A 23400-nucleotide genomic window follows, 5' to 3' on the forward strand; every position below is an offset into this window, starting at 1 on the left:
CAGGCCTGACGCGACCCTCGCGCGGCGGAGCTCGTGCTCAGCGCACCCGGGTCACGGTGCGGGCGAGCGCGGATCCGGGGGCCGTGACCCGGTCGGCGACGTCGCGGATGACGCCCTGCAGCGCGGCGCCCGCGTGGGTCGGCGCCGTGTCGGAGCGGCGCGCGATGCTGACCGTCCGGGCGAGGGCGGAGTCGGCGAGCGGTGCGGCGCGCAGCCCGGGGTGGCCGGCGGCGACCATGGCGGGCACCACGGCGACGCCGATGCCGCGCCCCGCGAAGCTCAGCGCCGCGTCCATCTCTGCGCCCTCGACCGCGACGAGCGGGGCGTGCCCGCTCGCCCGGAACGCCGCATCGAGGGTGACGCGCAGTTCGTAGTTCTCGGGGAAGAGGATCTGCGGCACCCGCGCGAGCTCGTGCAGTTCGACCGCCCGCGCATCGCCGCCCTCAGCTCGCGCGAAGGGGTCGGGACGCCCCGGGTCGGAGACGACCACGAGCCGCTCCCCGAGGATCGGCTCGCGTTCGAGCACGGCGCGCGCCGCCCCGGAGGACACGCTCGTGACGATGAGGGCGACGTCGATCGCCCCCTCCATGAGCGCGGTGATGAGGCTGCGCGAACCGCGCTCCAGGATCTCGACATCGATCCCCGGATAGCGGGCGCGGTACTCCGCGAGCACGTCGGCGACGAGGCTCGTGCACAGCGTCGGCGTGGCGCCGAGCCGGATGCGGCCGCGGCGGAGCCCGGCGAGATCGGCCATCTCGTCGCGCGCCGCCTGGGCGTCCGCCAGCATCCGGCGCGCGATCGGCAGCAGCCGCTCCCCCGCCGCGGTGAGGGAGACGTTCCCGCGCGCGCGGGTGACCAGTTCGACGCCGAGCTCCGCCTCGAGGGTCTGCAGCTGCCTGCTGAGCGAGGGCTGCGCGAGATGCAGCCGTTCGGCGGCGCGGGTGAAGTGACCGGTCTGGGCGATCTCCGCGAAGCCGCGCAACTGCTCGAGGTTCATATCCATAGCTTAATCGCATCGTGATCATCGACACTATTCATTGGAGTAATCATCGTACCGAATCTAGCGTGGACGGCATGACGACCTTCGCAGCATCTTCCGACCGTCCCGCAGAGCGGCTCATGTCCACCTCCGTCCTCGTGATCGGCACCGGCGGCGCCGGGCTCCGCGCGTCCATCGAGCTCGCCGAGCGCGGCGTGCAGGTGCTCGCCGTCGGCAAGCGGCGCGCGCACGACGCCCACACGACCCTCGCCGCCGGCGGCATCAACGCGGCCCTCGGCACGATGGACCCCGAGGACAGCTGGCAGCAGCACGCGGCCGACACGCTGCGCGAGTCCTACTTCCTCGCCGATCCCGCGATCGTCGAGGTGGTGGCGAAGGCGGCGGCGCGCGGCATCGAGGACCTCGAGCGCTGGGGCATGCCATTCGCCCGTGAGGCCGACGGGCGCATCAGCCAGCGATTCTTCGGCGCGCACAAGTACCGGCGCACCTGCTACGCCGGCGACTACACCGGGCTCGAGATCCAGCGCACGCTCATGCGACGCGCCCGAGAGCTCGACGTGCCGATCATCGACACCGTCTACATCACCCGGCTCCTCGTGAGCGACGGGCGGATCTTCGGCGCCTACGGCTTCGACATCGTCGACGGCTCGCCGATCGTGATCCACGCCGACGCCGTGATCCTCGCCGCCGGCGGGCACACCCGCATCTGGCGCAACACCTCCTCGCGGCGCGACGAGAACACGGGCGACTCCTTCCGGCTCGCTGCGCTCGCGGGCGGGAGGATCCGGGACGCCGAGCTCGTGCAGTTCCACCCCTCCGGGATCCTCGAGCCCGCGGACGCCGCGGGCACCCTCGTCTCCGAGGCGGCCCGCGGCGAGGGCGGCATCCTGCGCAACGCGCTCGGCGAGCGCTTCATGGAGCGGTACGACCCCGAGCGCATGGAGCTCTCCACGCGCGACCGCATCGCCCTCGCGAGCTACACGGAGATCTCCGAGGGCCGCGGCACGACGAACGGCGGGGTCTTCCTCGACGTCTCCCACCTCCCTCGCGAGCAGATCCTCGCGAAGCTCCCCCGTGTCTACCGCACGCTCATCGATCTGCAGATGCTCGACATCACGGAGCAGCCCATCGAGATCGCCCCGACCGCGCACTACTCCATGGGCGGCGTGTGGGTGCGCCCGGAGGATCACGGGACGGGCGTCGACGGGCTGTACGCGATCGGCGAGGCCTCGAGCGGCCTGCACGGCGCGAACCGCCTGGGCGGGAACTCCCTCATCGAGCTGCTCGTCTACGGCCGGATCACCGGCGCCGATGCGGCCGGGTATGTCTCGGGCCTCACGAGCGTGCGGCGCGATCCCGCCGCGGTCGCCGAGGCGCGGGCGGAGATGCAGCACCTCCTCACCGCGGACGGCGCGGCCGGCAGGAGCACGGAGAGCCCGCGCCGCCTCCAGCGCGCGCTGCGCGACATCATGACGGAGCACGCCGGCGTCGTGCGCAGCGACGCCGGACTGCGGGCGGGTCTCGCGAAGCTCGACGCGCTCGAGGAGCGGGTCGCAAAGGTCACCGCGCATCCCGACATCGCGGGCTTCGACGACCTCGCGCACGCCTTCGATCTCTACGGCTCCATGCTCGCCGCACGGGCCACGCTCGAGTGCGCCATCGAGCGCCGCGAGACGCGCGGCTGCCACAACCGCTCCGACTACCCGGAGCAGGACGCGGCGCTGCGCGGCAACTTCCTGTGGAGCCCCGCCGGCGGCGTGGAGTTCGCCCCGCTGCCCGAGGCGCCGGAGTCGTTCCGCGGCCTCGCCTCGGACGAGCTCGACGACTCGGTCGCGGGCAAGCTCGTCGAGTAGCCGCGACGCGCCGCCGGCAGGATCGGACGCGCGCGACGCCGGTCGGATCGGACGCGCGATGCCGGTCTGAGCGGATGCGCGCGATGCCGGTCGGATCGGACGCGCGCGATGCCGGTCGGATCGGACGCGCGCGATGCCGGTCTGAGCGGATGCGCGCGATGCCGCTCACAGCGAGCGGCATCGCGCGGATCCGGCGATTCCGGCGCGCATCCTGTGGACAACGGGCACGCCGTCGCCGTGCTCGCGCAGGATCGGAGCATGCACCCGTCACCCGCTCCGCCGCCCCACGTGCTGCGCTGCCGCAGCAGCGCGGACTTCCTCGCCGCGCTCCCGAGGCTCATCGGCTACACGGCGCCGGACAGCCTCTTCGTGCTGTTCTTCCAGGGCGACCGCTCCGGTCATGCCCTGCGCGCCGATCTGCCGCCCACCGACGCCGCACCCGACTCGGTCGAGCTGCTCGAGTTCCTCTGCCGGATCATCGCCGACTACGATGACGGCGCCGGTCCGACGGCGGTGGGCGTCGTCATCTCGAGCGCGCTGAGCTTCGCGGATGCCGAGGGGCCGCCGTGGCGCCGGTTCGCGCGCCGCATCGAACGCCGGCTCCGCCGCGAGCGCGTCGCGCTCCGGGAGCTCTGCTGCGTCGCCCCGGACGGCTGGATCAGCTTCCTCGACCCCCGGGCGCCCGACCGAGGGAGACCCCTCGCGGAGATCACGGCCTCGCCCATCGCGCGCGAAGCCCGGGACGCGGGCGAGACGGTGCCCGAGCTCGCGCGGCTCGGGGAGATCCCCGAGCCCGACCCGGAGCGCGCCGCGCAGGTCCGTGCGGCGCTGCGCGCTCCCTCACCCGATCTCCCGGAGCCGGAGCCCGTTCCCCCGCGCGCCTCCGGTTCCGGGAGCCCAGGCGTCTCCGGCTCCGGGAGCCCGCGCGCCTCCGGCTCCGGGAGCCCGGGCGCCTCCGGTTCCGGGAATCCGGATGACGCGTCGACCGCTGCGGGAGGCGCTTCCCGCGCCGCGGACCGCCGCCGCGCCCGCGCCATGATCGCGGAGACCGCGGCGCTCGCCCGCGCGCTGCGCGACGGGGCCCCGCCGCTCGCGCCGCCCACGACCGCCGCGCTCGCGCGGTGCGCGGCGGACCCGGATCGCTGGCTGCTGCTCGCCGTCGCGATCCTCACTCGACCGGAGTTCGCCGAGGAGCTCGCCGAGCGGTTGGGGCCCGAGCGCTTCCTCGGCGTGGCCGTCGACACCGGCGCCGACGGGTCCGCGGGTCCGGGGCCGCACGGGTCCGTCGACGACCGCGCGATCCCCGCGGAGGGCTGGTCGATCCGCGGGATCCTGACGGCGGTGTGCCCCGGCTTCGCCGAGCAGGCGCGGCTGCCGGCCCTCAGCGAGCGGCTCCTCACCGCGCTCGGCGAGACCCCGACGAGCCACCGCCCCGGGCTCCTCGCGCTCAGCGGGTGGGTGTGGTGGCTGAGCGGGAACCAGACCGTGGCGACGCGGCAGCTCGCCGAGGCGCTGACGCTCGACCCGGTGCAGCCCCTCGCGCGCATGGTCGCCCGGCTCGTGCGCGCACCGCTCTACGGCAGTTTCGTCGCCCCGATCCCGAGCGCGGCCTGATGCTCGGCCGCGAGCACCGCGACGATGCGATCGATCGCGCCCGGCTCGAGCGGTGCGGGGAGAGTGAAGCGGAGTGCGGTCCGCGCGAGATCCGGCGCGATGCCCATCGCGAGGAGGACGGGCGAGGGCTCGTCCTTGCCCGCCGCGCAGGCCGAGCCGGAGGACACCGCGAAGCCGGCCGCGTCGAGCGCGACGAGCAGGGATTCGCCGCTCACCCCCGGCACGACGAAGGAGGCGTGCCCGGGGAGCCGCTCATCGGGATGCCCGGTGAGCCGCGCGCCCGCGATCTCGGCGCGCACCCGTGCGACGAGGTCGTCCCGGCTGCGCGCGAGCGCGAGCCCCTGGGTGCCGTGACTCGCGGAGCTCGCCCGCACGGCGGCGGCGAAGCCGGCGATCGCCGCGACGTTCTCCGTCCCGGAGCGGGCGCCGCGCTCCTGCCCGCCGCCGTGGAGCAGCGGCTCGAGCGGCGTTCCCCGCCCCACGAGCAGCGCGCCGGCCCCCTGCGGGCCGCCGAATTTGTGCGAGGCGACGGTGATCGCATCGACATGGGCGCCCGGCCACGCGCCGCCGAAGTCGATGGGCAGCGCCGCCGCCGCCTGCACCGCGTCCGTGTGGACGAGCGCGCCGTGGTCCCGCGCGATCGACGCGAGCTCGGGCATCGGCTGCACGGTGCCGACCTCGCCGTTGGCGAGCCCGATCGAGACGAGCGCCGTGTCCGAGCGCACGACGCGGGCGAGCTCCGCCGGATCGACCCGGCCGTCCCCGTCGACCGCGAGCGTATCGAGCGAAAAGCCGAACACCCGCTCGAGGTACCGGCAGCTCTCGAGCACCGAGGGATGCTCGATCGGGGTCGTGACGAGATGCCGGCCGCGCGGGTTGGCGAGCGCGAGCCCGATGATCGCCAGGTTGTTCGCCTCGGTGCCGCCGGAGGTGAAGACGACGTCGGCCGGTCGTGCCCCGAACGCCGTCGCCACCGCGAGGCGGGCGCCCGCGAGCACGGTGCGCGCCCGGTGACCCGGTGCGTGCACGCTCGACGGGTTGGCCTGCCCCGCGTCGAGGACCGCGAGCATCGCGGCTCGGGCCTCGGGTCGCAGCGGGGCGGTCGCCGCCGCGTCGAGATACGTCCCGGAGGAATCCCCGGGTGCCGGAGCGCCGGCCCTCATCCGCATCTTCGCCGCCCGTCAGTCCGCGTCGAGACCGAGATCGAGCGCCCGGGCGCCGTGGGTGAGCTGGCCGACCGAGATCACGTCGACGCCGGTCTCCGCGATCGCCGCCACGGTGTCGAGGGTGACGCCTCCGCTCGCCTCGGCGACGGCCCGGCCGTCGATGATCGCGACCGCGCGCACGAGGTCCTCGGTCGAGAAGTTGTCGAGCAGGATCCCCGTCGGCGCCGCAGCAAGCACGGCGTCGATCTGATCGAGGCGATCCACCTCGACGATGATCGACGTCGTGTGGCCGGCGCGCGCCCGCAGGCCGCGCAGCGCCTCGGTCGTGCTCGCGGCGTCCACGGCGCCGAGGGCGGCGAGGTGATTGTCCTTCACCATGATCGCGTCCGAGAGGCCGAAGCGGTGGTTGGCGCCGCCGCCGGCCCGCACCGCGTGCTTCTCGAGCGCGCGCAGGCCCGGCGTCGTCTTGCGGGTGTCCGCGATGCGCGCACCGGTGTGCGCGACGGCGGCGACGAAGCGCTCGGTGAGGGTCGCGATCCCGCTCATCCGCTGCAGCAGGTTCAGCGCCACGCGCTCCCCGGTGAGCACGCCGCGCGCCGGTCCGTCGATGCGGGCGAGCACCTCGCCGGCGGCGAACGGCCGTCCTTCGGGGTGCACCGCGCGCACCTCGATCCGGGGGTCGGCCTGCCTGAACGTCTCGAGAAGCAGCGCCCCGCCCGCGAAGACGCCGCGCTCCCGCGCGGTGAGCCGGGCGCCCAGGCGTGCGGCTTCGGGGATCGCGAGCTCGACGGTGAGATCGCCCCACGGGGCGTCCTCCGCGAGCGCGGCCTGCACGACGGTTTCGATGGTCTGACGGGTCAACACGGTGACGGGCTCCTCGTGGCGTGGGGATCGGGGCGATGCCCGGCGGGCATCGGGGGCGGGTGTCGGGGGATGCCGTTCGGCTCGGTACGGTGGGGTGGTGGGCCCGGGGTCGTTGGCGGGTGCGATCCGGAGCGTTCAGGAGGCGCGTGCGAGCTCGCTCCACGCGCGCGCATCGGGGACATGCGTATCCGGGACGGCGGTGCGAGCCGGGGCGTCCGGGAAGACGAAGCGGAAGGCGGTGCGGTGCGCCTGCGCGGGATCGCGCTCGGGGAAGTCGGCGCGCGCGTGCGCACCGCGGGACTCCGTGCGGGCGAGCGCCGCGATGCGGATCATCTCCGCGAGATCCGCCACCGGACCCGATGCGGCGCGGAACACCGCCGCGGCGCGTTCGAGTCCGGCCGCGTCGCGCTCGATGCCGAGCTCCGCCCCGAGCATCGCCGCCACCGCCGCCTCGTCCGTGCCGGTCACCGGGCACTCGGCGGCACCGGTCGGCGCAGCGGCCCCCGACGCACCCGCGATCGGTCCGCCCGGGAGGAGCGCGCCCGTCATCGGAGCATCCATGATCGGCGCGATGTCGAGCGGCGCGTATCTCGACGCGATGTTCGCCGGCTCCGTGAGCGGCGCGAACGCGGTGCCCGGCGCGGCCGCCCCGCGTGCCGCCGCCCCGTGCGCGGTCGCCCCGCGTGCCGCGAAGACGCCGCCATCCGTCCCCCTGGCCCGGCTCGCCTCCACGAGCCGGCTGGCTTCCACGGCGGATTCCGCGAGCACGGGGAGCGTCGCTCCGCGCGTCTCCCAACGCCGCGCCTCGGGCGCCGCCGAGGCGAACGCCGCCGCGGCCCGGCCGGCGCGGGCGCCGAAGACGAGGCCCTCGAGCAGCGAGTTCGAGGCGAGGCGGTTGGCGCCCTGCACGCCCGTCGACGCCGTCTCGCCCGCGACGAAGAGCCCGGGAAGCGTGCTGCGGCCGTCCGTGTCGCTCGCGACGCCGCCCATCGCGTAGTGCGCTGCGGGGACCACGGGCACGGGTTCTCGCGCCCAGTCCAGACCGTGGGAGCGCATCGCGGCGGAGATGGCGGGGAACCGTCGCGCCAACGTGCCGTCGCCTTCGGCCCGTTCGATCACGGTGGCGTCGAGCCAGACGCGATCCTCGCCGCGCTCCCGGAGCACGCGGTGGATGGCCCGCGACACGACGTCGCGCGGGGCCAGCTCGGCCCGCGGATCCTGCGACGCCATGAACCGCCGCCCGGCCCCGTCGCGGAGCACGGCGCCGGCGCCGCGCACGGCCTCGGAGACGAGGGACCCCGTCCCGGCGATCACCGTGGGGTGGAACTGCACGAACTCCAGGTCGGCGACGAGCGCGCCGGCGCGCGCCGCGAGCACGACGCCCTCGCCGCGAGCACCCGCGCGGTTCGAGGTGCGCGGATACAGTCCTGCGTAGCCGCCCGTCGCGAGCACGACGGCGTCCGCCCGCACGCGCTCGACGACCTCCGCGCCCTGAGAGAGGACGGAGCCGCCATGGCCGCCCCCGTTCGTCGCCTCCGCGCCGACCGTCCGGCCCGTCTCGCCCGCCGCGGCGAGCACGGCGCCGCGGACGGCTCCGCCCTCGACGACGAGCTCCACGGCGCGCCGCCCCGACGCGAGCACGAGCCTCCCCGCCGCGGCGAGGCGATGCGCCTCGCCGAGCAGCTGGGCGTGCAGCACGGCCCCGGTGCGATCGCCGCCGGCGTGCACGATGCGCGGCCTCCCGTGCGCCGCTTCGAGGCCGAGCGCCGGGGCGCCGTCCGACGCACGGTCCACGGCGAGTCCCGCCGCGATCAGGCGGCGGACGGCGTCGGCGCCCTCCCGCACGAGGAGTTCCGCCGCGTCGGCGGCGACGATGCCCGCGCCGGCGGCGAGCGTGTCCGCCAGATGGTCCTGCCACCGATCCCCCGCGCCGATGGCGGCGGCGATGCCGCCCTGCGCGAGCACCGTGCTGCCTCCGACCGCCGCATCCCCCGTCGCGAGGTCCCCGGGGGCGACGAGGCGCACCTCGAGCTCGGTGCCCGCGGCGGCGTGCGCCGCGGCGATCGCGCAGGAGAGCCCCGCGACACCGGAGCCGATGACGAGGATCATGGCTTCGCCGCGAGCATCCGCTCGAGCGCGACGCGCGAGTCGTGCGCGACCTCGTCGGCGACCGTGATGCGGTTGGGCGTCTCGCCCGCGACGAGCGACTCGAGCGTCCACGCGAGGTACGCCGGGTGGATGCGGTACATCGTCGAGCAGGGGCAGACCACGGGGTCCAGGCAGAACACGGTGAGCTCGGGGTGCTGCTCCTGCAGCCGGTTCACGAGATTGATCTCGGTGCCGACCGCGATGACGTCCCCGGGCGACGCCGCCTCGATCTGCTTGCGGATGTACTCCGTCGACCCGGCGCCGTCCGCGGCTTCGACGACCGCGGCCGGACATTCGGGGTGGACGATCACCCGGACGCCGGGGTGCTCCGCGCGCGCCCGCTCGATCTGCGCGACCGTGAACCGCTTGTGCACCGAGCAGAAGCCGTTCCAGAGGACCACCCGGGCGTCCCGCAGCTGCTGCGCGGTGTTGCCGCCGAGGGGGAGGTGGGGGCGCCACAGCGGCATGAGCTCCTCTGCGATCCCCATGGCCTTCGCGGTGTTGCGGCCGAGGTGCTGGTCGGGGAAGAAGACGACGCGCTGGCCGCGCGCGAAGGCCCATTCGAGCACGGTGCGGGCGTTCGACGAGGTGCACACGATGCCGCCGTTGCGGCCGCAGAACGCCTTGATGGCGGCCGAGGAGTTCATATAGGTGACCGGGATCACGGGCTGCAGCCCGTCGGTGCGCTCGGCCTCCGGCCCCTCCTCCGCGGCGAGCGCGGCGGTGAGCTCGCGCCAGCAGTCCTCCACCTGCTCGATCGTGGCCATGTCGGCCATCGAGCACCCGGCGGCGAGGTTCGGCAGCAGCACCGCCTGCTCCGGGCCGGAGAGGATGTCGGCGGTCTCCGCCATGAAGTGCACGCCGCAGAAGACGAACGCCTCGGCCTCGGGGTGCGCCTTCGCCGCCTGCGCGAGCATGAAGGAGTCGCCGACGAAATCGGCGTGCTGCACGATCTCGTCGCGCTGGTAGAAGTGCCCGAGGATCCGCACCCGTTCGCCGAGCGCCGCCTTGGCGGCCACGATGCGCGCGTGCAGCTCGGCCTCGCTCGCCTCCGTGTACTCGGCGGGCAGCGCCCCCTGGCGGGGGCGTCCCCCGGGATGTCGTCCGCGACCGAGGCGCCAGGTCCGTAGCCGGGATCCCGGTCGATCGCCCACGGATCGCGCGCGAGCCCCGAATCGCAGGTCGACGCCCCCGTGGCGCGGAGCGCGATCGGCCGGCGCCGCGCCGGGACTGCCGCGGCGCGTTCGCGCTCGGCGGCCTGACTGATGAGTTCGTGGACGCTGGTCATGAGCGGCTCCTCGTCGGTGCGTGCATATCGGTGGCGTTCGGATCGGGGGCGTCCGCGGTGTCGCGGAAGCGGTAGAGCTTCGCCGGCCGGTGCGGGGAGCCCGTCTCGAGTTCCCCCGTCTCCTCCAGGCGCCCCTGCGCCAGAGCCTGCCGGCGGAAGTTCGCGGGATCGACGGTCCGGCCGAGTACGGCCTCCGTCACCGATCGGAGGCGTCCGAGCGTGAAGCACTCCCCGAGGAAGCGGTGCGCCACGTCGGTGTACGCCGTCTTGCTGCGGAGCCGCGCGAGCGCCGTCGCGACGATCTCCGCGTGGTCGAAGGCGAGCGGAGGCAGCTCGTCGGCGGAGAACCAGGCCACGTTCGGGTCGGGGCCGGCGGACGCGCCGCCGGCCGCGGGCGCCGCGCCGCCGGCCGCGATCGGCGCCGCATCGGACGCTCCGAGGTCGCCGGCGGGCGCCGGATCGTCCCAGCGGGCCGGCGCGGTAGATGCGGCGGCGGCCGGGGCTCCGTCGGGCGCGCCCGGATCGCGCCGCGCCGCGCCGTCGGCTCGGCGCCCCGGTGCGCGAGCGATCTCCTCCTCGCCGTACAGCGCCCAGTAGGCGATCGTGACGAGGCGCTGCGCCTCCGCCGAACGCTCCACGCTGCCGAAGGAGTAGAGCTGCTCGAGGGCCGCGGGGCTGCGCAGCACGGCATCCCGGAGCGCGCGCAGCGCGGTGTCCGTGAGGGTCTCGTTCCAGCGGGTCGGCCCGCCGGGCAGCGCCCAGCGTCCGAGGAAGGGCGCGCGGGTGCGGCGCACGAGCGGGATCCAGAGCGTCGTGGAGCCGCGTCCCGGCGAGGCGCCTCCCGGTTCGCGAGTGCCGGCGTCGCCGATGCTCGCCTCGTCCGGGGGCCGCAGCGCGAAGGCGACGGCGGACACCGCGACGGCGGGCGGCAGATACTGCCGCTCGCTCGCGCTCGCGCTGCCGTAGTCCACGACGCCTCCCGACCGGGCCTTCACCCGACTTCGACTTATGGTCAATCTGACCATAACCCAGCATAGGGCGATTCGCGCGCCTGTCAACCCCGAAAGGCCGTCCCGAGGCGCCCGGAAAGACACAAACGGGTCACGATCCTGCGGTCGGAGCGCCCGCGTGGGATATGCTCGGCGAGTAAGACCAGTAATGCCGAACGTTGGGATTCACCAGCACGTTTTAATTGCCGCGGAAACGCGGCACGCTACCAGTCTCCACGTCGGCGCCGTCGCCGTGGCACCCAGGTCGCATCAGCGGCCAGCAACACACGAAGGAAACACAGTATGGCCACCGGCACCGTGAAATGGTTCAACTCCGAGAAGGGCTTCGGCTTCATCACCCCCGACGACGGAGCTTCCGACGTCTTCGCGCACTTCAGCGCGATCCAGGGCAACGGACGTCGCGACCTGTTCGAGAACCAGCGCGTCGAGTTCGACGTCGAGCAGGGCCCCAAGGGCCTGCAGGCGAGCAACATCCGCGCGCTCTAAGCGTCGCGAGATCCCCTGAGGGGGCGGTGCTTCGGCACCGCCCCCTCAGTCGTTCCCGGACCGTCACGCCCTCAGCCGATTCCGGGGTGCCCGAAGCGGATCCCGGCGTCGCGGCCGAAGCCGTGCCCGGCGCGGCTATCGGCGTCGCTCCGGTCAGCGATGCGAGCTCGGTGAGCCGGAATCGGGCGAATCGGTCTCACCGAGGCCGCATCGCTCACCGAAGCTGCATCGCCCCCCTCCAACCGCTCCCGCACCACCCCGTGCTCCCGGCCGACGCGGTCGGGGTCACTCCAGCAGGGTGCGTGCTCTCGGTACCGTGCCGAGGCGACCCGGATCAGGCTGAAGCGGATCGGACGCGCATCGCGGCGAACCGGCGTTGTGCACTTGCTACAGTCGGATGGCCCGCGACGCCGAGCCCCGCTACAGTTCCGAACACCGATCACGACCGAAACGGTGGACGATGTCAGCGCAGACCTTCCCGCTCCTCTTCGAACCCCTGGACCTCGGCACCGCGGTCCTCCCCAACCGCTTGCTCATGGGCTCCATGCACCTCGGCCTCGAGGAGATCCCCGGCGGCTTCGAGCGTCTCGCCGCCTTCTACCGCGAGCGCGCCAGGGCCGGCGTCGGCCTCATCGTCACCGGCGGCTTCTCCCCCAACGCCGAGGGGCGCTTGACCCCGCACGCCGCGACGCTGGAGGCCGAGGAGGAGGCCCTGCCCCACCGGCTCGTCACCGACGCCGTGCACGCGGAGGGCGGGCGGATCGCACTGCAGATCCTCCACGCCGGCCGCTACGGCGCGCACCCCGGCATCGTCGCGCCGAGTCCGCTGCGCGCGCCCATCTCCGCCGTCACCCCGCGCGAGCTCGACGATGCCGCGATCGAGCGCACCATCGACGACTACGTCCGCTGCGCGCTCCTCGCCCAGAGCGCGGGCTACGACGGCGTGGAGATCATGGGCTCGGAGGGCTACCTCATCAACGAGTTCACCGCGGCGCACACGAACCGCCGCGACGACCGCTGGGGCGGCTCCGCCGAGCGGCGCGGCAGCTTCCCCGTGGAGATCGTGCGTCGGGTGCGCGACGCCGTGGGCGACCGCTTCATCATCATCCACCGGCTCTCGATGCTGGATCTCGTGCCCGACGGCGCGACCGCGGGCGAGGTCGTCGCGCTCGCCCGCCGCATCGAGGCCGCCGGCGCGACCCTGTTGAACACCGGTATCGGATGGCACGAGGCGCGGATCCCGACGATCGCCGCACCCGTGCCGCGCGGCGCCTTCACCTGGGCGAGCCGCAGGGTGCGTGAGGCCGTGTCGATCCCGGTCATCACGACGAACCGGATCAACACGCCGGAAGCGGCCGAACGCGTCCTCGCCGCCGGGGACGCCGACATGGTGTCGCTCGCCCGCCCCTTCCTGGCCGATCCGGCCTTCGCCGCGAAGGCCGCAGCCGGCACCCCCGAGCGCATCAACACCTGCATCGGCTGCAACCAGGCCTGCCTCGACCACACCTTCTCCGGCCGTCCCACCTCCTGCCTCGTGAATCCCCGCGCCGGCCACGAGACGGAGCTCGTCATCGCCCCGGCGGTGGCGCGCAAGCGGATCGCGGTCGTCGGATCCGGTCCGGCGGGGCTCGCCTGCGCGACCACCGCGGCCGAGCGCGGGCACGCCGTCACCCTCTTCGAAGCCGCGGATCGGATCGGCGGGCAGCTGAACGTGGCGATGCGCGTCCCGGGCAAGAGCGAGTTCCGGGAGACCCTCCGCTACTTCGGCACCCGGCTGGCCGAGACCGGGGTGGAGCTGCGCCTCGGCGCACGCGCCGAGGCCGCGGCCATCGCCGCCGCGGGGTACGACGAGGTCGTGCTCGCGACCGGCGTGCGCCCACGACGACCCGAGATCCCCGGGGTCGGGCACCCGAGCGTCGTCAGCTACCTCGACGTGCTGCGCGACGGCGCCCCCGTCGGCGAGCGCGTCGCGATCCTCGGGGCGGGCGGCATCGGCTTCGACGTCGCCGAGTACCTGACGAGCGACACGCCGGAGGATCCCGCGGACATCCCCGGCTTCCTCGCGCACTGGGGCGTCGACCCCGATCCCGCGAGCGCGGGCGGCACCCTCCCTCCCCCGCGGATCCGGCCGCGGCGTTCGGTCGTCATGCTGCAGCGATCGCCGGGGAAGCCGGGCGCCCGGCTCGGCAAGACGACCGGCTGGATCCACCGCACGGAGCTGTCCAGGCGCGGCGTCCGGATGATCGCCGGCGCCGCCTACCGCGGCATCGACGACGCCGGGCTGCACATCCTCCGGCCCGGCGCCGACGGGGCAGGGGGCGACGAGCCGGGGATGGAGTCGGAGACGCTCGAGGTCGACACCGTCGTGCTCTGCACCGGCCAGGAGCCGGCCCGCGAGCTCCACGAGGCGCTGGCGTCGCTCGCGGTCGCCGCCCACCTCATCGGCGGGGCCGACGTCGCCGCCGAGCTCGACGCGAAGCGGGCCATCGACCAGGGGACGCGGCTCGCCGCGGCGCTGTGAGCCCGGCGATCTCGGCAGGGACTGCGGGATCGGCTACGGTGATGCCATGAGCAGCCAGGCGGGCGCAGCGGAGCGCCTCTCCCGCATGATCCGGATCCCGACGGTGTCGGCAGAACTCGCCGAGCGCGGCCCGGAGCCGTTCGAGCGATTCGTCGCGCTGCTCGAGGAGCTCTACCCCCGCGTCCACGCGGAGCTGGGGCGCGAGCGCATCACCGATCTCGGTCTGCTCTTCCGCTGGCCGGGGGCGGACGCGACGCTCGATCCCGCGGTTCTCATGGCCCATTTCGACGTGGTCCCGGTCGACGAGTCCGACGCCTGGACGCACCCGCCGTTCGAGGGACGCATCTCCGGGGGCTTCGTCCACGGCCGGGGCGCCCTCGACGACAAGGGCCCGCTGCTCGTGATCCTCGAGGCCGTCGAGAGCCTGCTCGCCGAGGGCTTCGCGCCCGCGCGGGACGTCTACCTCTCCTTCGGCGGCAACGAGGAGAGCTTCGGCGCCGCGGCGGAGCGCATCGCCCAGACCTTCCAGGACCGCGGGATCACCCCGTGGATCGTGATCGACGAGGGCGGCGCCGTCACCGACGCCCCGCTCCCCGGTGTCGTCGGCCGCGCCGCGATGATCGGGCTCGGCGAGAAGGGGGCGACCACCATTCGGCTCAGCGCGCGAGGTGACGGCGGGCACGCCTCCGCGCCGCCCGCGCGCACTGCGGTGGGGCGGGTCGCGCGGGCCGTCGCGCGCCTCGCGCCCGGCACCTTCCGCGCGCGCACGCCGGAGACGGTGCGGCGCATGCTCGAGGTCTTCGCCGGACGCAGCCGAGGGCCCGCGCGGCTGTTCTACCGGCTACTCTCCCGGGCCCCGGCGCTCGCCGCGCAGGTCTTCGCGCGGCTCGGCGGCGAGCCGGCGGCCCTCGTGCGCACCACCGTCGCCCCCACGATGCTCGCCGGCGGCACGGCGGCCAACGTGCTCCCCTCGCAGGCGAGCGCCACGGTGAATCTCAGGCTCGCCCCCGGCGAGACGGTCGAGGGCACGCTCCGCCGGGTGCGCCGGCGGATCCGCGACCGCGGGATCGAGGTGGAACTCGTCGAGGGCAGCGCACCGAGCCCCGAGTCGCCGAGCGACGGCCCGCAGTTCGCGCTCCTCGCGGAAGCGCTGCGGGCGTCCCACCCGGACGCGGTCGCGGTGCCCTACCTCGTGATGGCGGCGACGGACTCCCGGTACTTCCATCGCTTCGCGCCCGCCGTCTACCGCTTCGCGCCCATCGCCATGCCCGCGGAGCTGCGCGCCACGATCCACGGCGTCGACGAGCGGGTCGCGATCGAGGAGCTCGACCGCGGCACCCGCTTCCATCGGGCGCTGCTGCGCGCGCTGCCGGGGGCACCGGAGTCCGCGCGATGACCCGCGGCGCACCGGACGCCGGGATGCGGCGCGTGACGCTCGGGGCGCTCGCCGGCGTCGTGGGCTTCCTCGCCTTCGTCGAGTTCACGAGCGGGTTCCTCCAGGGCTACTACACGCCGATGCTCTCGGACATCGCTCGCCACCTCGGCGTGCCCGACGCCGACGTGAACTGGCTCGAGGGCTCGCAGCTCATGCTCTCCGCGCTCGTCGTGCCGGCGCTCGCGAAACTCGGCGACATGGTCGGCCACAAGCGGATCCTGCTCTGGTCCACGGCCATCACGGCGGCGGCGAGCCTCGCCCTGCCCTTCGCCTCCACCTTCCCGCTCTTCCTCGCGGCATGGACGCTCCAGGGCGTCTACGTCGTCTGGCTCCCGCTCGAGATCGCCCTCATCTGGTCGCGGACGCGATCGCGGGAGGGTCGCTCGCTGCTGACGGCGCGGGCTGCGGGAATCCTCGTGGCAGCGCTCGAGCTCGGCGCGATCTCCGGGGCGCTCATCGGCGGTCAGCTGGTCGACTTCCTGCCGCTCGTGCCGGTCCTCGTCGTCCCCGGCGTGCTCGTCGCCCTCTGCTTCGCCGTCATCGCGTTCGGGGTGCAGGAGTCGCCCGAGCAGCTCGGCGGCCGGCTCGACGTCGTCGGTCTGACGCTGATCAGCTGCGCGCTGATCGCTTTCACGGGCGGGCTGAGCCTGCTCCGGCTCGGCGGCGTCGGCAGCCCCTGGGCGTGGGCGACGATCGCCCTCGGTCTGCTGCTCGTGATCCCGTTCGCGCGCTGGGAGCTGCGGCATCCGGATCCGCTCATCGACGTGCGGCTCTTCCGTTCCCCGGCGCTCGCGCCCGTGTTCGTCACCGCGGCGCTCTTCGGCATGAGCGTGCTCGGGGCCCAGGCGCCGCTGTCGACCTTCGTCCGCACCGACCCCGCGGTCGCCGGCTTCGGCCTCGGCATCGGAGGCTTCGCCACCTCGCTCGTCATCGGCGTGTATCTCGTGTTCATGGTGGTCGGTGCGCTGCTCTCCCCGTTCGTCGCCCGGGTGACGAGCCCGCGCCTCGCACTCGCCGGGGCCGCGCTCCTCGTGGCCGTCGGCTATCTCCTCTTCTTCCCGTTCCATGCCAGCTACGCGCAGATGCTCACCAACATGGCGATCGCCGGCATCGGCTCGGGCGCGCTCGTCGCGGCGCTGCCCGCCGCCGCGGCGGCGGGCGCGCCCGAGCGGCTCACCGGCGTCGCCACGGGGCTCACGAACTCGACCAAGACCGTCGGCGGCGCGATCGCGTCCGCGATCTTCGGGATCGCGCTCGCGCACGGCATCGGCGAGGCCGCGGGCGGTACGGCGGGCTCCTTCGCCGGCTATCTCGTGGTGTGGGGCGTGTGCGGCGCCTCCGCGCTCCTCGCCGCGGTGCTGCTGCTGTTCGTGGTGCCGAAGACGGCGTTCCAGGATCGCGAGCCCGCAGCCGTCGATCCCGCCTGATCTCGAGCGGGCGCCCGGCGTCGGGCTGTGGTCGCCGGGGGGGGCGAGGCGGAGCGGGTGGCGGCAGACAGGCGGACGGGCGGACAGACGGGCGGCGGCAGACCGGCGCGGACGGCGTCAGGCCGCGCCGAGCAGGCGCTCGGCCTCGGTGAGCCCCTCGGCGAGCACGGCGCCCAGCGCGTGCCGGCCGGCGCCGAGATCGGCCCAGCGCCACACCGCCGCGACCGCCGCCCCGGCGTAGCCGGCCGCGATGATCTCCGCCCGCAACGACGGGGCGCCGTCCCGCATCAGTCGTGCGGCGACGGCCTCCGCCAGCCGCAGCTGCCGCGCGGCGCGGCCGGCGGCGAGCTCCGCCTCGACGCCCATCGTGCGGGCGTCCACGATCGCCAGGGCGAGGGTGGTCGGCGGCTCCCCCGCCCCGAAGCGCGCGAGCGCCTCGGCGATCCCGATCCCGGAATCCGCGAGCGACGCCGAGACCTCCGCGGCGCGCGCATCGAAGGCGAACCACAGGATCTCGGACTTCGTCGCGAAGTAGTTGAAGAAGCTCGAGCGGCTGACTCCCGTGCGCCGCGTGATCTCCGTGATCGATGTCGCCTCGTAGCCCTGCTCGAGGAACAGTTCGCATGCCGCGTCGGCGATCATCTCCCGCGACGAGGCGGGCGGACGGCCGCGGGCGGCGCGGGAGGGTGCGGGCATGGCCTCCACTGTAGCGCCGCCTGCGGCGTCAGAGGTGCTTGCCGCCCGTCACCGGTACGACGGCGCCCGAGACGTAGGAGGCATCCTCGGAGGCGAGGTAGACGTAGGCTCCCGCCAGTTCTGCCGGCTGTCCGGGACGCCCGAGCGGAGTGTCCTCGCCGAAGTGCACGAGCTTCTCGTCCCAGCCGGTGGCCGGGATGAGCGGCGTCCAGATCGGGCCGGGCGCGACCGCGTTCACGCGGACGCCGCGCTCCCCCTGCTGCACCGCGAGCGCGCGGGTGAAGGCGACGAGCGCCGCCTTCGTCATGGCGTAGTCGAGGAGGTCGGGCGAGGGGTTGAACGACTGGATGGAGGCGGTGACGATGACGCTCGCCCCGGGCTGCAGATGCGGCGCCGCCTCGCGGAACAGCAGCAGCGGCGCGACGAGATTGGTCGTGAACACCTCGAGGATCTGCTCGCGCTCAATCTCGGCGTTCGCATCGCGCTCGCGCTGCACGCCCGCGTTGAGCACGAGAACGTCGAGGCCGCCGAGCTCGGCGACCGCGCGCGATACGAGCTCGACGCAGGCCGCCTCCTCGCGGAGATCACCCGGCAGCCACGCGCAGCGCGCGCCCGCGCGCTCCACCTCCGCCCGCGTCGCCTCCGCGTCCTCGACCTCCTCCGGCAGCGAGGAGATGGCGACGTCGGCGCCCTCGCGCCCGTAGGCGATGGCGACGGCCCGGCCGATGCCGGAGTCCCCGCCGGTGATGAGCGCGCGCAGGCCGGCGAGGCGGCCGTGCCCGGTGTAGCTGCCCTCGCCGTGATCGGGCGGCGGCTCCATCCGCCCGGTGAGTCCCGGCTGCGCCGGCTGCTGCTGCGCCGGCATCGGCGGACGGGGGTAGCGGGTGCGGGGGTCCTGGTTCGGGGTCATGTCGTCTCCCTTCCATGGAGGCCGGCTCCGAGGCGGGATCCCCGGCGGTTCCGGGCTGTTCCGGCGCTCCGGGTCCGACGGTACGCCGCCTGCCGGGCGTCCCGGCACCCCCTCGACGCGGCGGCGGCCGTCCGGTATCTTCCCCCGAACGGCCGGTCACCGGCCCGGCACCTGCCACCCGTGCCGGGCGGGTGCCGACGCGGTTCCCGCCTGCCACAGCCGACGCCCGCGGCGCAAGGGTCTGCCCCGCGCCGCGGCACCGGCCTACGCTCGGGCCATGAACAGACTCGGCATGCGGATCGTCTTCCTCTGGTGGCTGGCGGTCGTCGTCCTCGGTCTCGGCGGCATGTCCGCCCTCGTGCTCGCGGGGAGGTGAACCGTGCGCCTCAAGGATCACGCCCTCTCCATCGTCTTCGCCGTCGCGTTCCTCGCCGCGCTCGTCGGCCAGTCCTTCGCCGGGCTCGCGGACTTCAACGAGGAGCAGCTGCGCCACGGCGCAGCGACGAGCCGGTGGTTCGACTTCGTCACCTCATCCGACTTCATCGTCGACGTGGCGGAGAACTGGCAGTCGGAGTACCTGCAGTTCTTCCTCTTCATCCTGGCCACCGTCTGGTTCGTGCAGCGCGGTTCGCCCGAATCGAAGCGACCGGGCGACGAGGGGCCCGGCAGCGACGAGGATCAGCTCGTCGGCGCGCATGCCCGCCCGGACTCCCCGGGCTGGGCGAAACGACCGGGCTGGCGCCTGGCGCTGTACGGCAACTCGCTGCTGCTCACGATGGGCGCGATCTTCCTGGCCTCCTGGGTGCTGCAGGCCATGGCCGGCGTGACCGTGGCCAACGACGAGCGGCTGCTCCACGGCCAGGCGGAGCTGGGGTTCCTCGAGTATCTGGCCTCGCCCGACTTCTGGAACCGCACGCTTCAGAACTGGCAGTCGGAGCTGCTCGCCGTCGGAAGCATGGTGGCGTTCTCGATCTTCCTCCGCCAACGGGGCTCCGCCGAGTCGAAGCCCGTCGGCACGCCCCACGACGAGAGCGCCGTCGAGTCGGAGTGAGCGTCAGCGGGGTTCGAGGTCGGTGACCGCGGGCCCCTCGAGGCGCTCGCCGCGGGCCGTGAACCGCGAGCCGTGCAGGGGGCAGTCCCAGCTGCGCTCCGCCGGGTTCCAGCGGAGGACGCCGCCGAGGTGCGGGCAGACGCCGGAGACGCGGCACTCCGCGCCGTCCACGCGGGCGACGCCCACGGGGGCCACGCCATCGCGGATGACGCGTCCCTCCCCGTCACCGAGGGCGGCGGCCGTCGCCGGATCGCTCAGCTCCGCCTCGGCCCAGCCGCCGAGCATCCGGCCCGCGACCGCGAGATTCGCCCCGACGGCATCGCCGGCGCCACGGAGCGACGGTCCGTGGCGGCGCAGCGTCGCGGCCCAGTCGAGCCGGCCGCCGAGCAGCAGCGAGGTGACGGACAGGGCCGCCGCGACCGCATTCGTCATGCCCCACTTCGCGTACCCGGTGGCCGCGAGCACCCGGTCCGTGCCAGGATGCAGCGGACCCGCGTAGGGCACGCGCGAGTGCATGCGGTAGTCCTGCGCCGCCCACCATCGGCTCCGTCGCGCACCGGGGAACCGCTCGACGGTCCACGCATCGAGCTCGGCGAGCACGGCGGCGGTGTCTCCCCCGCGGCCCGTGACGTGGGCGCCGCCGCCGACGAGGAGCAGCGGCTCGTCCGACGCGTCCTCGGCCGTGCGGAGGGAGCGGTCGGGGGCGTCGGCCGAGAGGTACATGCCGTTCGGCAGCTCCCCGCCCGCGACCCGGTACGCCGCCACGAACGATCGCGAGGGCTCCAGGCGGGCGAAGAAACCGCCGTGGTCGGGGATCGGCATGCCCGTGGCGAGGACGCAGCTCTCTCCCGAGACGGAGCCGAGCGACGTCTCGAGGGTCACGCGGCCGTGCTCCTCCGCGACGTCGCGGACGCGGCAGTGCTCGACGATGCCGCCCCCGCGCTCGCGCAGCTCAGCGGCGAGGACGGCCAGCACGCGCATCGGGTGCAGCTGGGCCTGATGCTCGAGCACGAGCGCCCCCGCGGTCGGGAAGGGCAGATCGGCGGAGTCGGCGAGCTCGATCGGCAGTCCGACGAGGCGGGCGGCCTCGGCCTCCCGCTCGAGCGTCTCCCGGCGCGCCGCGTCGTGCACGAAGGTCACGGCGGTCCGGCGCTCGACCGCGTCTCCGTGCTGCGCGAGCTCGCGCAGCAGCCACGCCTGCCCCTCCCGGTTGGCCTCGGCGTAGGCGCCGAGCACCTCGTCGCCCGCGTGCTCGCGCTACTCGGAGAGGATCGTCCCCTGGAGCAGGCTGCACTTGCCCGTGGTGCCTCCCGTCGTCACCGCACCGACGGTGCGCGCCTCCAGCACGGTCACGCGGAGCCCGGAGCGCGCGAGCAGCACGGCGGCGACGAGTCCCGTGAGCCCGGCGCCGACGACGAACGCGTCTGTTGCGGGGATCGGCGCCGAGCGCGGGAGCACGGGGATCGGCGGGCTCGTGGCGTGCCAGAGCGGAGCGGGGGCGTCGGGGCGCGATGCGGTCATGCGGCGACGCTATGCCTCGCACGCGGGGCCCGCGACCCCCTTGACAGGACGCGGCGGCTCGAGTCGACCGTCGACCCTCGCCGACCGCGCACGGCGCCGGGGCACGCGCGGGCGATCGGGCACCGCGACCGCGGGCCCATCACGGGTGCTCAGCTCCCCGTTCCCCCGGACCCGCGCTTCCCGCGGCCGATGCTCCCCGTGAGGAGCGCGAGAGCGTACTGCTCATCCACGGTGAGATGATGCCGGGCCCGCATCCGTCTCCGGGCGCGGGCCAGCGCCGCCACGGTCCCTGCATCCTCGAACGCCGCGAGCACCCGGGGGTCGACGTAGGCCGAGCGCGTGACGGCCGGCGTGTTGCCGAGCCGCTCCGCCGCCTCGCGGACCGCGTCTCTGGCGGCCGCGGCCGCGCGCTTCGGTTCCTCCGCGTCCGCGGGATCGAGGCGGGCGAGTGCCGCGGCGACGATCACCGTCGCGCCCCAGGTGCGGAAGTCCTTCGCCGAGAACCCCCGGCCGGCGTGGCGGCGGAGGTACGCGTTCACGTGGCGGCTGCGGAGTTCCCTGATCTCCCCGTCCTCGTCGAAGAAGCGGAAGAGCTCGGGGCCGGGGAGCTCCTGGAGCCGCGCCACGACCCGGGCGATCCGGGGATCGGCGACGCGACGGGACTGGCGCGCGCCGCTCTTCCCGACGAAGTCGAACTCCACGGCCGTCGTGTCGGTGACGACATGGTCCTCGCGCAGGGTCGTGACGCCGAAGCTGCGGTGCCGCCTCGCGTACTCCGGATTGCCGACGCGGAAGAGCTCACGGTCGATGAGGCGGATCACGCAGGCGGAGACGCGATCGCGTCCGAGCCGGCGGCGGCGCAGATCCCGGTCGACCCGCGCCCGCAGCGCGGGGAGGGCGCGGGCGAAGCGGACCATGCGCGCGAACTTCTCCCGATCCTGCCTGGCGCGGAAGGCCGAGTGGTAGATCGCCTGCGCCCGCCCCGCGGCGTCGATGCCGCGGGCGAGGATCTTCGATCGCGGCGATGCCGAGATCTCCACGTCGGTCCAGGCCGGAGGAACGGCGAGCGCGTCGAGGCGGGAGAGCTCGGAGCGTCTCGTGATGCGGCGTCCGCCGCGGAGGTAGACGGCCTCGCCGTCCTCGATCCGGCGCGTGATCGCGAGCCGTCTCCCCCGCCTCCGGGGCGCCTCCGCGTTCACGCGCGGGCGGCGGCGCGCGCGGCCGTCGGGGCGCCGATCCCCATGCCCTCGCGGTAGAGCTCGAGGAGGCCGGCCATGCCGCGCTCGCGGAAGCGGGCAAGCTGCCGCCGCGCGGGGCCGCCCTCGCGCCTGAGCCTGCCGACGTAGCGCTCGATCCTCGGGAAGTCGCCGAACTCGGTGAGCTCGGCCTGCGCCTCCGCGATCATGAGGTCGACGAGGTCGAATGCCGGCAGCGACCGCGCGGTGAGCGGATCGACGAGCTCGCCGTCGAGGCCGTTCCTCGCCGCCTTCCAGACGGCGCCGTCGACGAGCCCGGCCGCGATCTCGGGCCGCGCCCGGCCGGCCGCCGCATCGCGCAGGGCGTGCTCGACGAGCGCGCGCACGAGCACGGCGAAGGAGACCGCCTCGCCGGCCTCGAGCTGCGCATCCGCGATCCGCAGTTCGACCGTGGGGAAGCGCTGGGACAGTCGGGCCTCCCAGGTGACGATGCCGGAGTCGATGAGGATCCCCGATTCCACGAGCTGGGCGATCGCCCGTTCGTAGGCGGCGCCGTCGGCGAACTCCGGCGGATACCCGGAGACGGGCCAGGAGCGGTTCATGATCTGCCGCCAGGCGGCGAAGCCGGTCTCCGCCCCGCACCACACGGGCGAGTTCGCCGTGAGCGCGACGAGCGCGGGCGCCCACCGCGCGAGCCGGGCGAGCACCTCCACCCCGGCGTCGGACGAGGGGACCGCGACGTGCACATGGGTGCCGGTGACGTACTGATGGGCCGCGGCTTCGCCGAGCTCCTCCCCGATCAGCCGGTAGCGCTGCTGCGGCGTCACGGTCCCGGCCTCCTCGCCCCCCGCCGGGGGCAGCCCCGTTCCCGCGAGCACCACGCCCCGGTGCTCCGCCTCGCGGGCGAGGCGCGCGCGGAAGCCCGTGAGCGCGGCCTCCGCCTCCGCGGCGGTGCGGCACACCGGCGTGGCGGTCTCCAGCTGGCTCGCGAAGAACTCGCGGTCGGCGTCCTCGCCGTGCTCGGCGAGATCCCTGACGAGCTGCGCCGCGCGGTCGGCGGGGGTGCCGTCCGCGGCGTGCAGCAGCAGGTACTCCTCCTCGACGCCGAAGGTGCGCGGTGCGCTCCGATCCTCTTCCGCCATCGCGGCTCCTCCCGTTCGCTGTGTCCGCGGATCGGGCGCGGGGCCCGGCCGCGCTCGTGCCGTGGATCCGAG

At 74.6% G+C, this 23400-nt stretch carries 17 protein-coding genes and 2 pseudogenes; 7 read left to right on the forward strand and 12 right to left on the reverse strand.

Features of this window, described 5'->3' with window-relative positions; translation table 11 throughout:
* Nucleotides 1-37: 37 nt before the first annotated feature.
* Nucleotides 38-997, reverse strand: a complete 960-nt coding sequence (locus tag MUN78_RS10760; protein ID WP_244726373.1) for a LysR family transcriptional regulator — start codon at nt 995-997, stop codon at nt 38-40.
* Between the two features lie 77 nt (nt 998-1074).
* On the opposite strand from MUN78_RS10760, the gene MUN78_RS10765 reads away from it, so the two are divergent.
* Both MUN78_RS10765 and MUN78_RS10770 read left to right on the forward strand, forming a co-directional pair.
* Nucleotides 1075-2853 carry an FAD-binding protein gene (locus tag MUN78_RS10765; protein ID WP_244726375.1) on the forward strand — a complete coding sequence of 593 codons (1779 nt, stop codon included), beginning with the start codon at nt 1075-1077 and terminating at the stop codon, nt 2851-2853.
* Nucleotides 2854-3111: 258 nt separating this feature from the next.
* Nucleotides 3112-4467, forward strand: coding sequence for a DUF4192 family protein (locus MUN78_RS10770; protein WP_244726377.1), 1356 nt, complete (start codon nt 3112-3114; stop codon nt 4465-4467).
* Here MUN78_RS10770 and MUN78_RS10775 read toward each other — a convergent pair.
* The 5 genes and pseudogenes from MUN78_RS10775 to MUN78_RS10795 all read right to left on the reverse strand — a co-directional run bounded on the left by MUN78_RS10775 (nt 4428) and on the right by MUN78_RS10795 (nt 10904).
* Nucleotides 4428-5630, reverse strand: coding sequence for a cysteine desulfurase family protein (locus MUN78_RS10775; RefSeq protein ID WP_244726379.1), 1203 nt, complete (start codon nt 5628-5630; stop codon nt 4428-4430). The genes MUN78_RS10770 and MUN78_RS10775 overlap by 40 nt on opposite strands.
* A gap of 18 nt (nt 5631-5648) precedes the next feature.
* Complete coding sequence (gene nadC, locus MUN78_RS10780) at nt 5649-6497, reverse strand: carboxylating nicotinate-nucleotide diphosphorylase (protein ID WP_244726381.1); 849 nt, start codon at nt 6495-6497, stop codon at nt 5649-5651.
* Nucleotides 6498-6632: 135 nt separating this feature from the next.
* The gene (locus MUN78_RS10785; protein WP_244726383.1) at nt 6633-8606 is read right to left on the reverse strand and encodes an L-aspartate oxidase; all 1974 of its coding nucleotides are present in this window, start codon (nt 8604-8606) and stop codon (nt 6633-6635) included.
* Nucleotides 8603-9933: pseudogene (gene nadA / locus MUN78_RS10790) on the reverse strand (quinolinate synthase NadA). Before nadA ends, MUN78_RS10785 begins: the two are co-directional and overlap by 4 nt.
* Complete coding sequence (locus tag MUN78_RS10795; RefSeq protein ID WP_244726384.1) at nt 9930-10904, reverse strand: NUDIX hydrolase; 975 nt, start codon at nt 10902-10904, stop codon at nt 9930-9932. The pseudogene nadA and the gene MUN78_RS10795 overlap by 4 nt, the downstream one beginning before the upstream one ends.
* Before the next feature lie 321 nt (nt 10905-11225).
* On the opposite strand from MUN78_RS10795, the gene MUN78_RS10800 reads away from it, so the two are divergent.
* The 4 genes from MUN78_RS10800 (at nt 11226) to MUN78_RS10815 (ending at nt 16812) form a co-directional block, all read left to right on the forward strand.
* The gene (locus MUN78_RS10800; RefSeq protein ID WP_244689788.1) at nt 11226-11429 is read left to right on the forward strand and encodes a cold-shock protein; all 204 of its coding nucleotides are present in this window, start codon (nt 11226-11228) and stop codon (nt 11427-11429) included.
* Between the two features lie 460 nt (nt 11430-11889).
* A complete protein-coding gene (locus tag MUN78_RS10805) occupies nt 11890-13950 on the forward strand; it encodes an NADPH-dependent 2,4-dienoyl-CoA reductase (RefSeq protein ID WP_244726386.1) in 2061 nt (686 codons plus the stop codon).
* Between the two features lie 46 nt (nt 13951-13996).
* Nucleotides 13997-15346, forward strand: coding sequence for a M20/M25/M40 family metallo-hydrolase (locus MUN78_RS10810; protein ID WP_244689792.1), 1350 nt, complete (start codon nt 13997-13999; stop codon nt 15344-15346).
* Nucleotides 15343-16812, forward strand: a complete 1470-nt coding sequence (locus MUN78_RS10815; protein ID WP_244726387.1) for an MFS transporter — start codon at nt 15343-15345, stop codon at nt 16810-16812. The genes MUN78_RS10810 and MUN78_RS10815 overlap by 4 nt, the downstream gene beginning before the upstream one ends.
* A 117-nt stretch (nt 16813-16929) precedes the next feature.
* Here the strand turns inward: MUN78_RS10815 and MUN78_RS10820 are convergent, their stop codons facing one another.
* Complete coding sequence (locus MUN78_RS10820; RefSeq protein ID WP_244726389.1) at nt 16930-17508, reverse strand: TetR/AcrR family transcriptional regulator; 579 nt, start codon at nt 17506-17508, stop codon at nt 16930-16932.
* Between the two features lie 28 nt (nt 17509-17536).
* Entirely contained in the window at nt 17537-18418 is an 882-nt protein-coding gene (locus tag MUN78_RS10825; protein ID WP_244726391.1) for an SDR family oxidoreductase, read from the reverse strand.
* 379 nt (nt 18419-18797) lie between these two features.
* Here MUN78_RS10825 and MUN78_RS10830 point away from each other — a divergent pair, with 379 nt between their 5' ends.
* The gene (locus MUN78_RS10830; RefSeq protein WP_244689800.1) at nt 18798-19469 is read left to right on the forward strand and encodes a DUF6766 family protein; all 672 of its coding nucleotides are present in this window, start codon (nt 18798-18800) and stop codon (nt 19467-19469) included.
* 3 nt (nt 19470-19472) lie between these two features.
* Here the strand turns inward: MUN78_RS10830 and MUN78_RS10835 are convergent, their stop codons facing one another.
* The 4 genes and pseudogenes from MUN78_RS10835 to MUN78_RS10850 all read right to left on the reverse strand — a co-directional run bounded on the left by MUN78_RS10835 (nt 19473) and on the right by MUN78_RS10850 (nt 23328).
* On the reverse strand, nt 19473-19901 hold the full coding sequence (locus MUN78_RS10835; protein WP_346730637.1) for a Rieske 2Fe-2S domain-containing protein: 429 nt from the start codon (nt 19899-19901) through the stop codon (nt 19473-19475).
* A 24-nt stretch (nt 19902-19925) separates the two neighbouring features.
* A pseudogene (locus MUN78_RS10840) lies at nt 19926-20990 on the reverse strand (NAD(P)/FAD-dependent oxidoreductase); the annotation flags it as partial.
* 149 nt (nt 20991-21139) lie between these two features.
* Nucleotides 21140-22189 carry a DNA topoisomerase IB gene (locus tag MUN78_RS10845; protein ID WP_244726393.1) on the reverse strand — a complete coding sequence of 350 codons (1050 nt, stop codon included), beginning with the start codon at nt 22187-22189 and terminating at the stop codon, nt 21140-21142.
* Complete coding sequence (locus MUN78_RS10850) at nt 22186-23328, reverse strand: carboxylate-amine ligase (protein WP_244726394.1); 1143 nt, start codon at nt 23326-23328, stop codon at nt 22186-22188. Before MUN78_RS10850 ends, MUN78_RS10845 begins: the two co-directional genes overlap by 4 nt.
* Nucleotides 23329-23400: the final 72 nt, after the last annotated feature.

It is taken from the genome of Leucobacter allii, assembly GCF_022919155.1.
GTDB classification, from domain to species: Bacteria; Actinomycetota; Actinomycetes; order Actinomycetales; family Microbacteriaceae; genus Leucobacter; species Leucobacter allii.

Bases quoted from the DNA above. Each gene is read 5' to 3' on its own strand.
- MUN78_RS10800 (WP_244689788.1), top strand. From the start codon at position 11,226: ATGGCCACCGGCACCGTGAAATGGTTCAACTCCGAGAAGGGCTTCGGC.
- MUN78_RS10770 (WP_244726377.1), top strand. From the start codon at position 3,112: ATGCACCCGTCACCCGCTCCGCCGCCCCACGTGCTGCGCTGCCGCAGC.
- MUN78_RS10765 (WP_244726375.1), top strand. From the start codon at position 1,075: ATGACGACCTTCGCAGCATCTTCCGACCGTCCCGCAGAGCGGCTCATG.
- MUN78_RS10850 (WP_244726394.1), bottom strand. From the start codon at position 23,328: ATGGCGGAAGAGGATCGGAGCGCACCGCGCACCTTCGGCGTCGAGGAG.
- MUN78_RS10835 (WP_346730637.1), bottom strand. From the start codon at position 19,901: ATGACGAATGCGGTCGCGGCGGCCCTGTCCGTCACCTCGCTGCTGCTC.
- MUN78_RS10820 (WP_244726389.1), bottom strand. From the start codon at position 17,508: ATGCCCGCACCCTCCCGCGCCGCCCGCGGCCGTCCGCCCGCCTCGTCG.
- MUN78_RS10810 (WP_244689792.1), top strand. From the start codon at position 13,997: ATGAGCAGCCAGGCGGGCGCAGCGGAGCGCCTCTCCCGCATGATCCGG.
- MUN78_RS10760 (WP_244726373.1), bottom strand. From the start codon at position 997: ATGAACCTCGAGCAGTTGCGCGGCTTCGCGGAGATCGCCCAGACCGGT.
- MUN78_RS10815 (WP_244726387.1), top strand. From the start codon at position 15,343: ATGACCCGCGGCGCACCGGACGCCGGGATGCGGCGCGTGACGCTCGGG.
- MUN78_RS10825 (WP_244726391.1), bottom strand. From the start codon at position 18,418: ATGACCCCGAACCAGGACCCCCGCACCCGCTACCCCCGTCCGCCGATG.
- MUN78_RS10785 (WP_244726383.1), bottom strand. From the start codon at position 8,606: ATGATCCTCGTCATCGGCTCCGGTGTCGCGGGGCTCTCCTGCGCGATC.
- MUN78_RS10805 (WP_244726386.1), top strand. From the start codon at position 11,890: ATGTCAGCGCAGACCTTCCCGCTCCTCTTCGAACCCCTGGACCTCGGC.
- MUN78_RS10775 (WP_244726379.1), bottom strand. From the start codon at position 5,630: ATGAGGGCCGGCGCTCCGGCACCCGGGGATTCCTCCGGGACGTATCTC.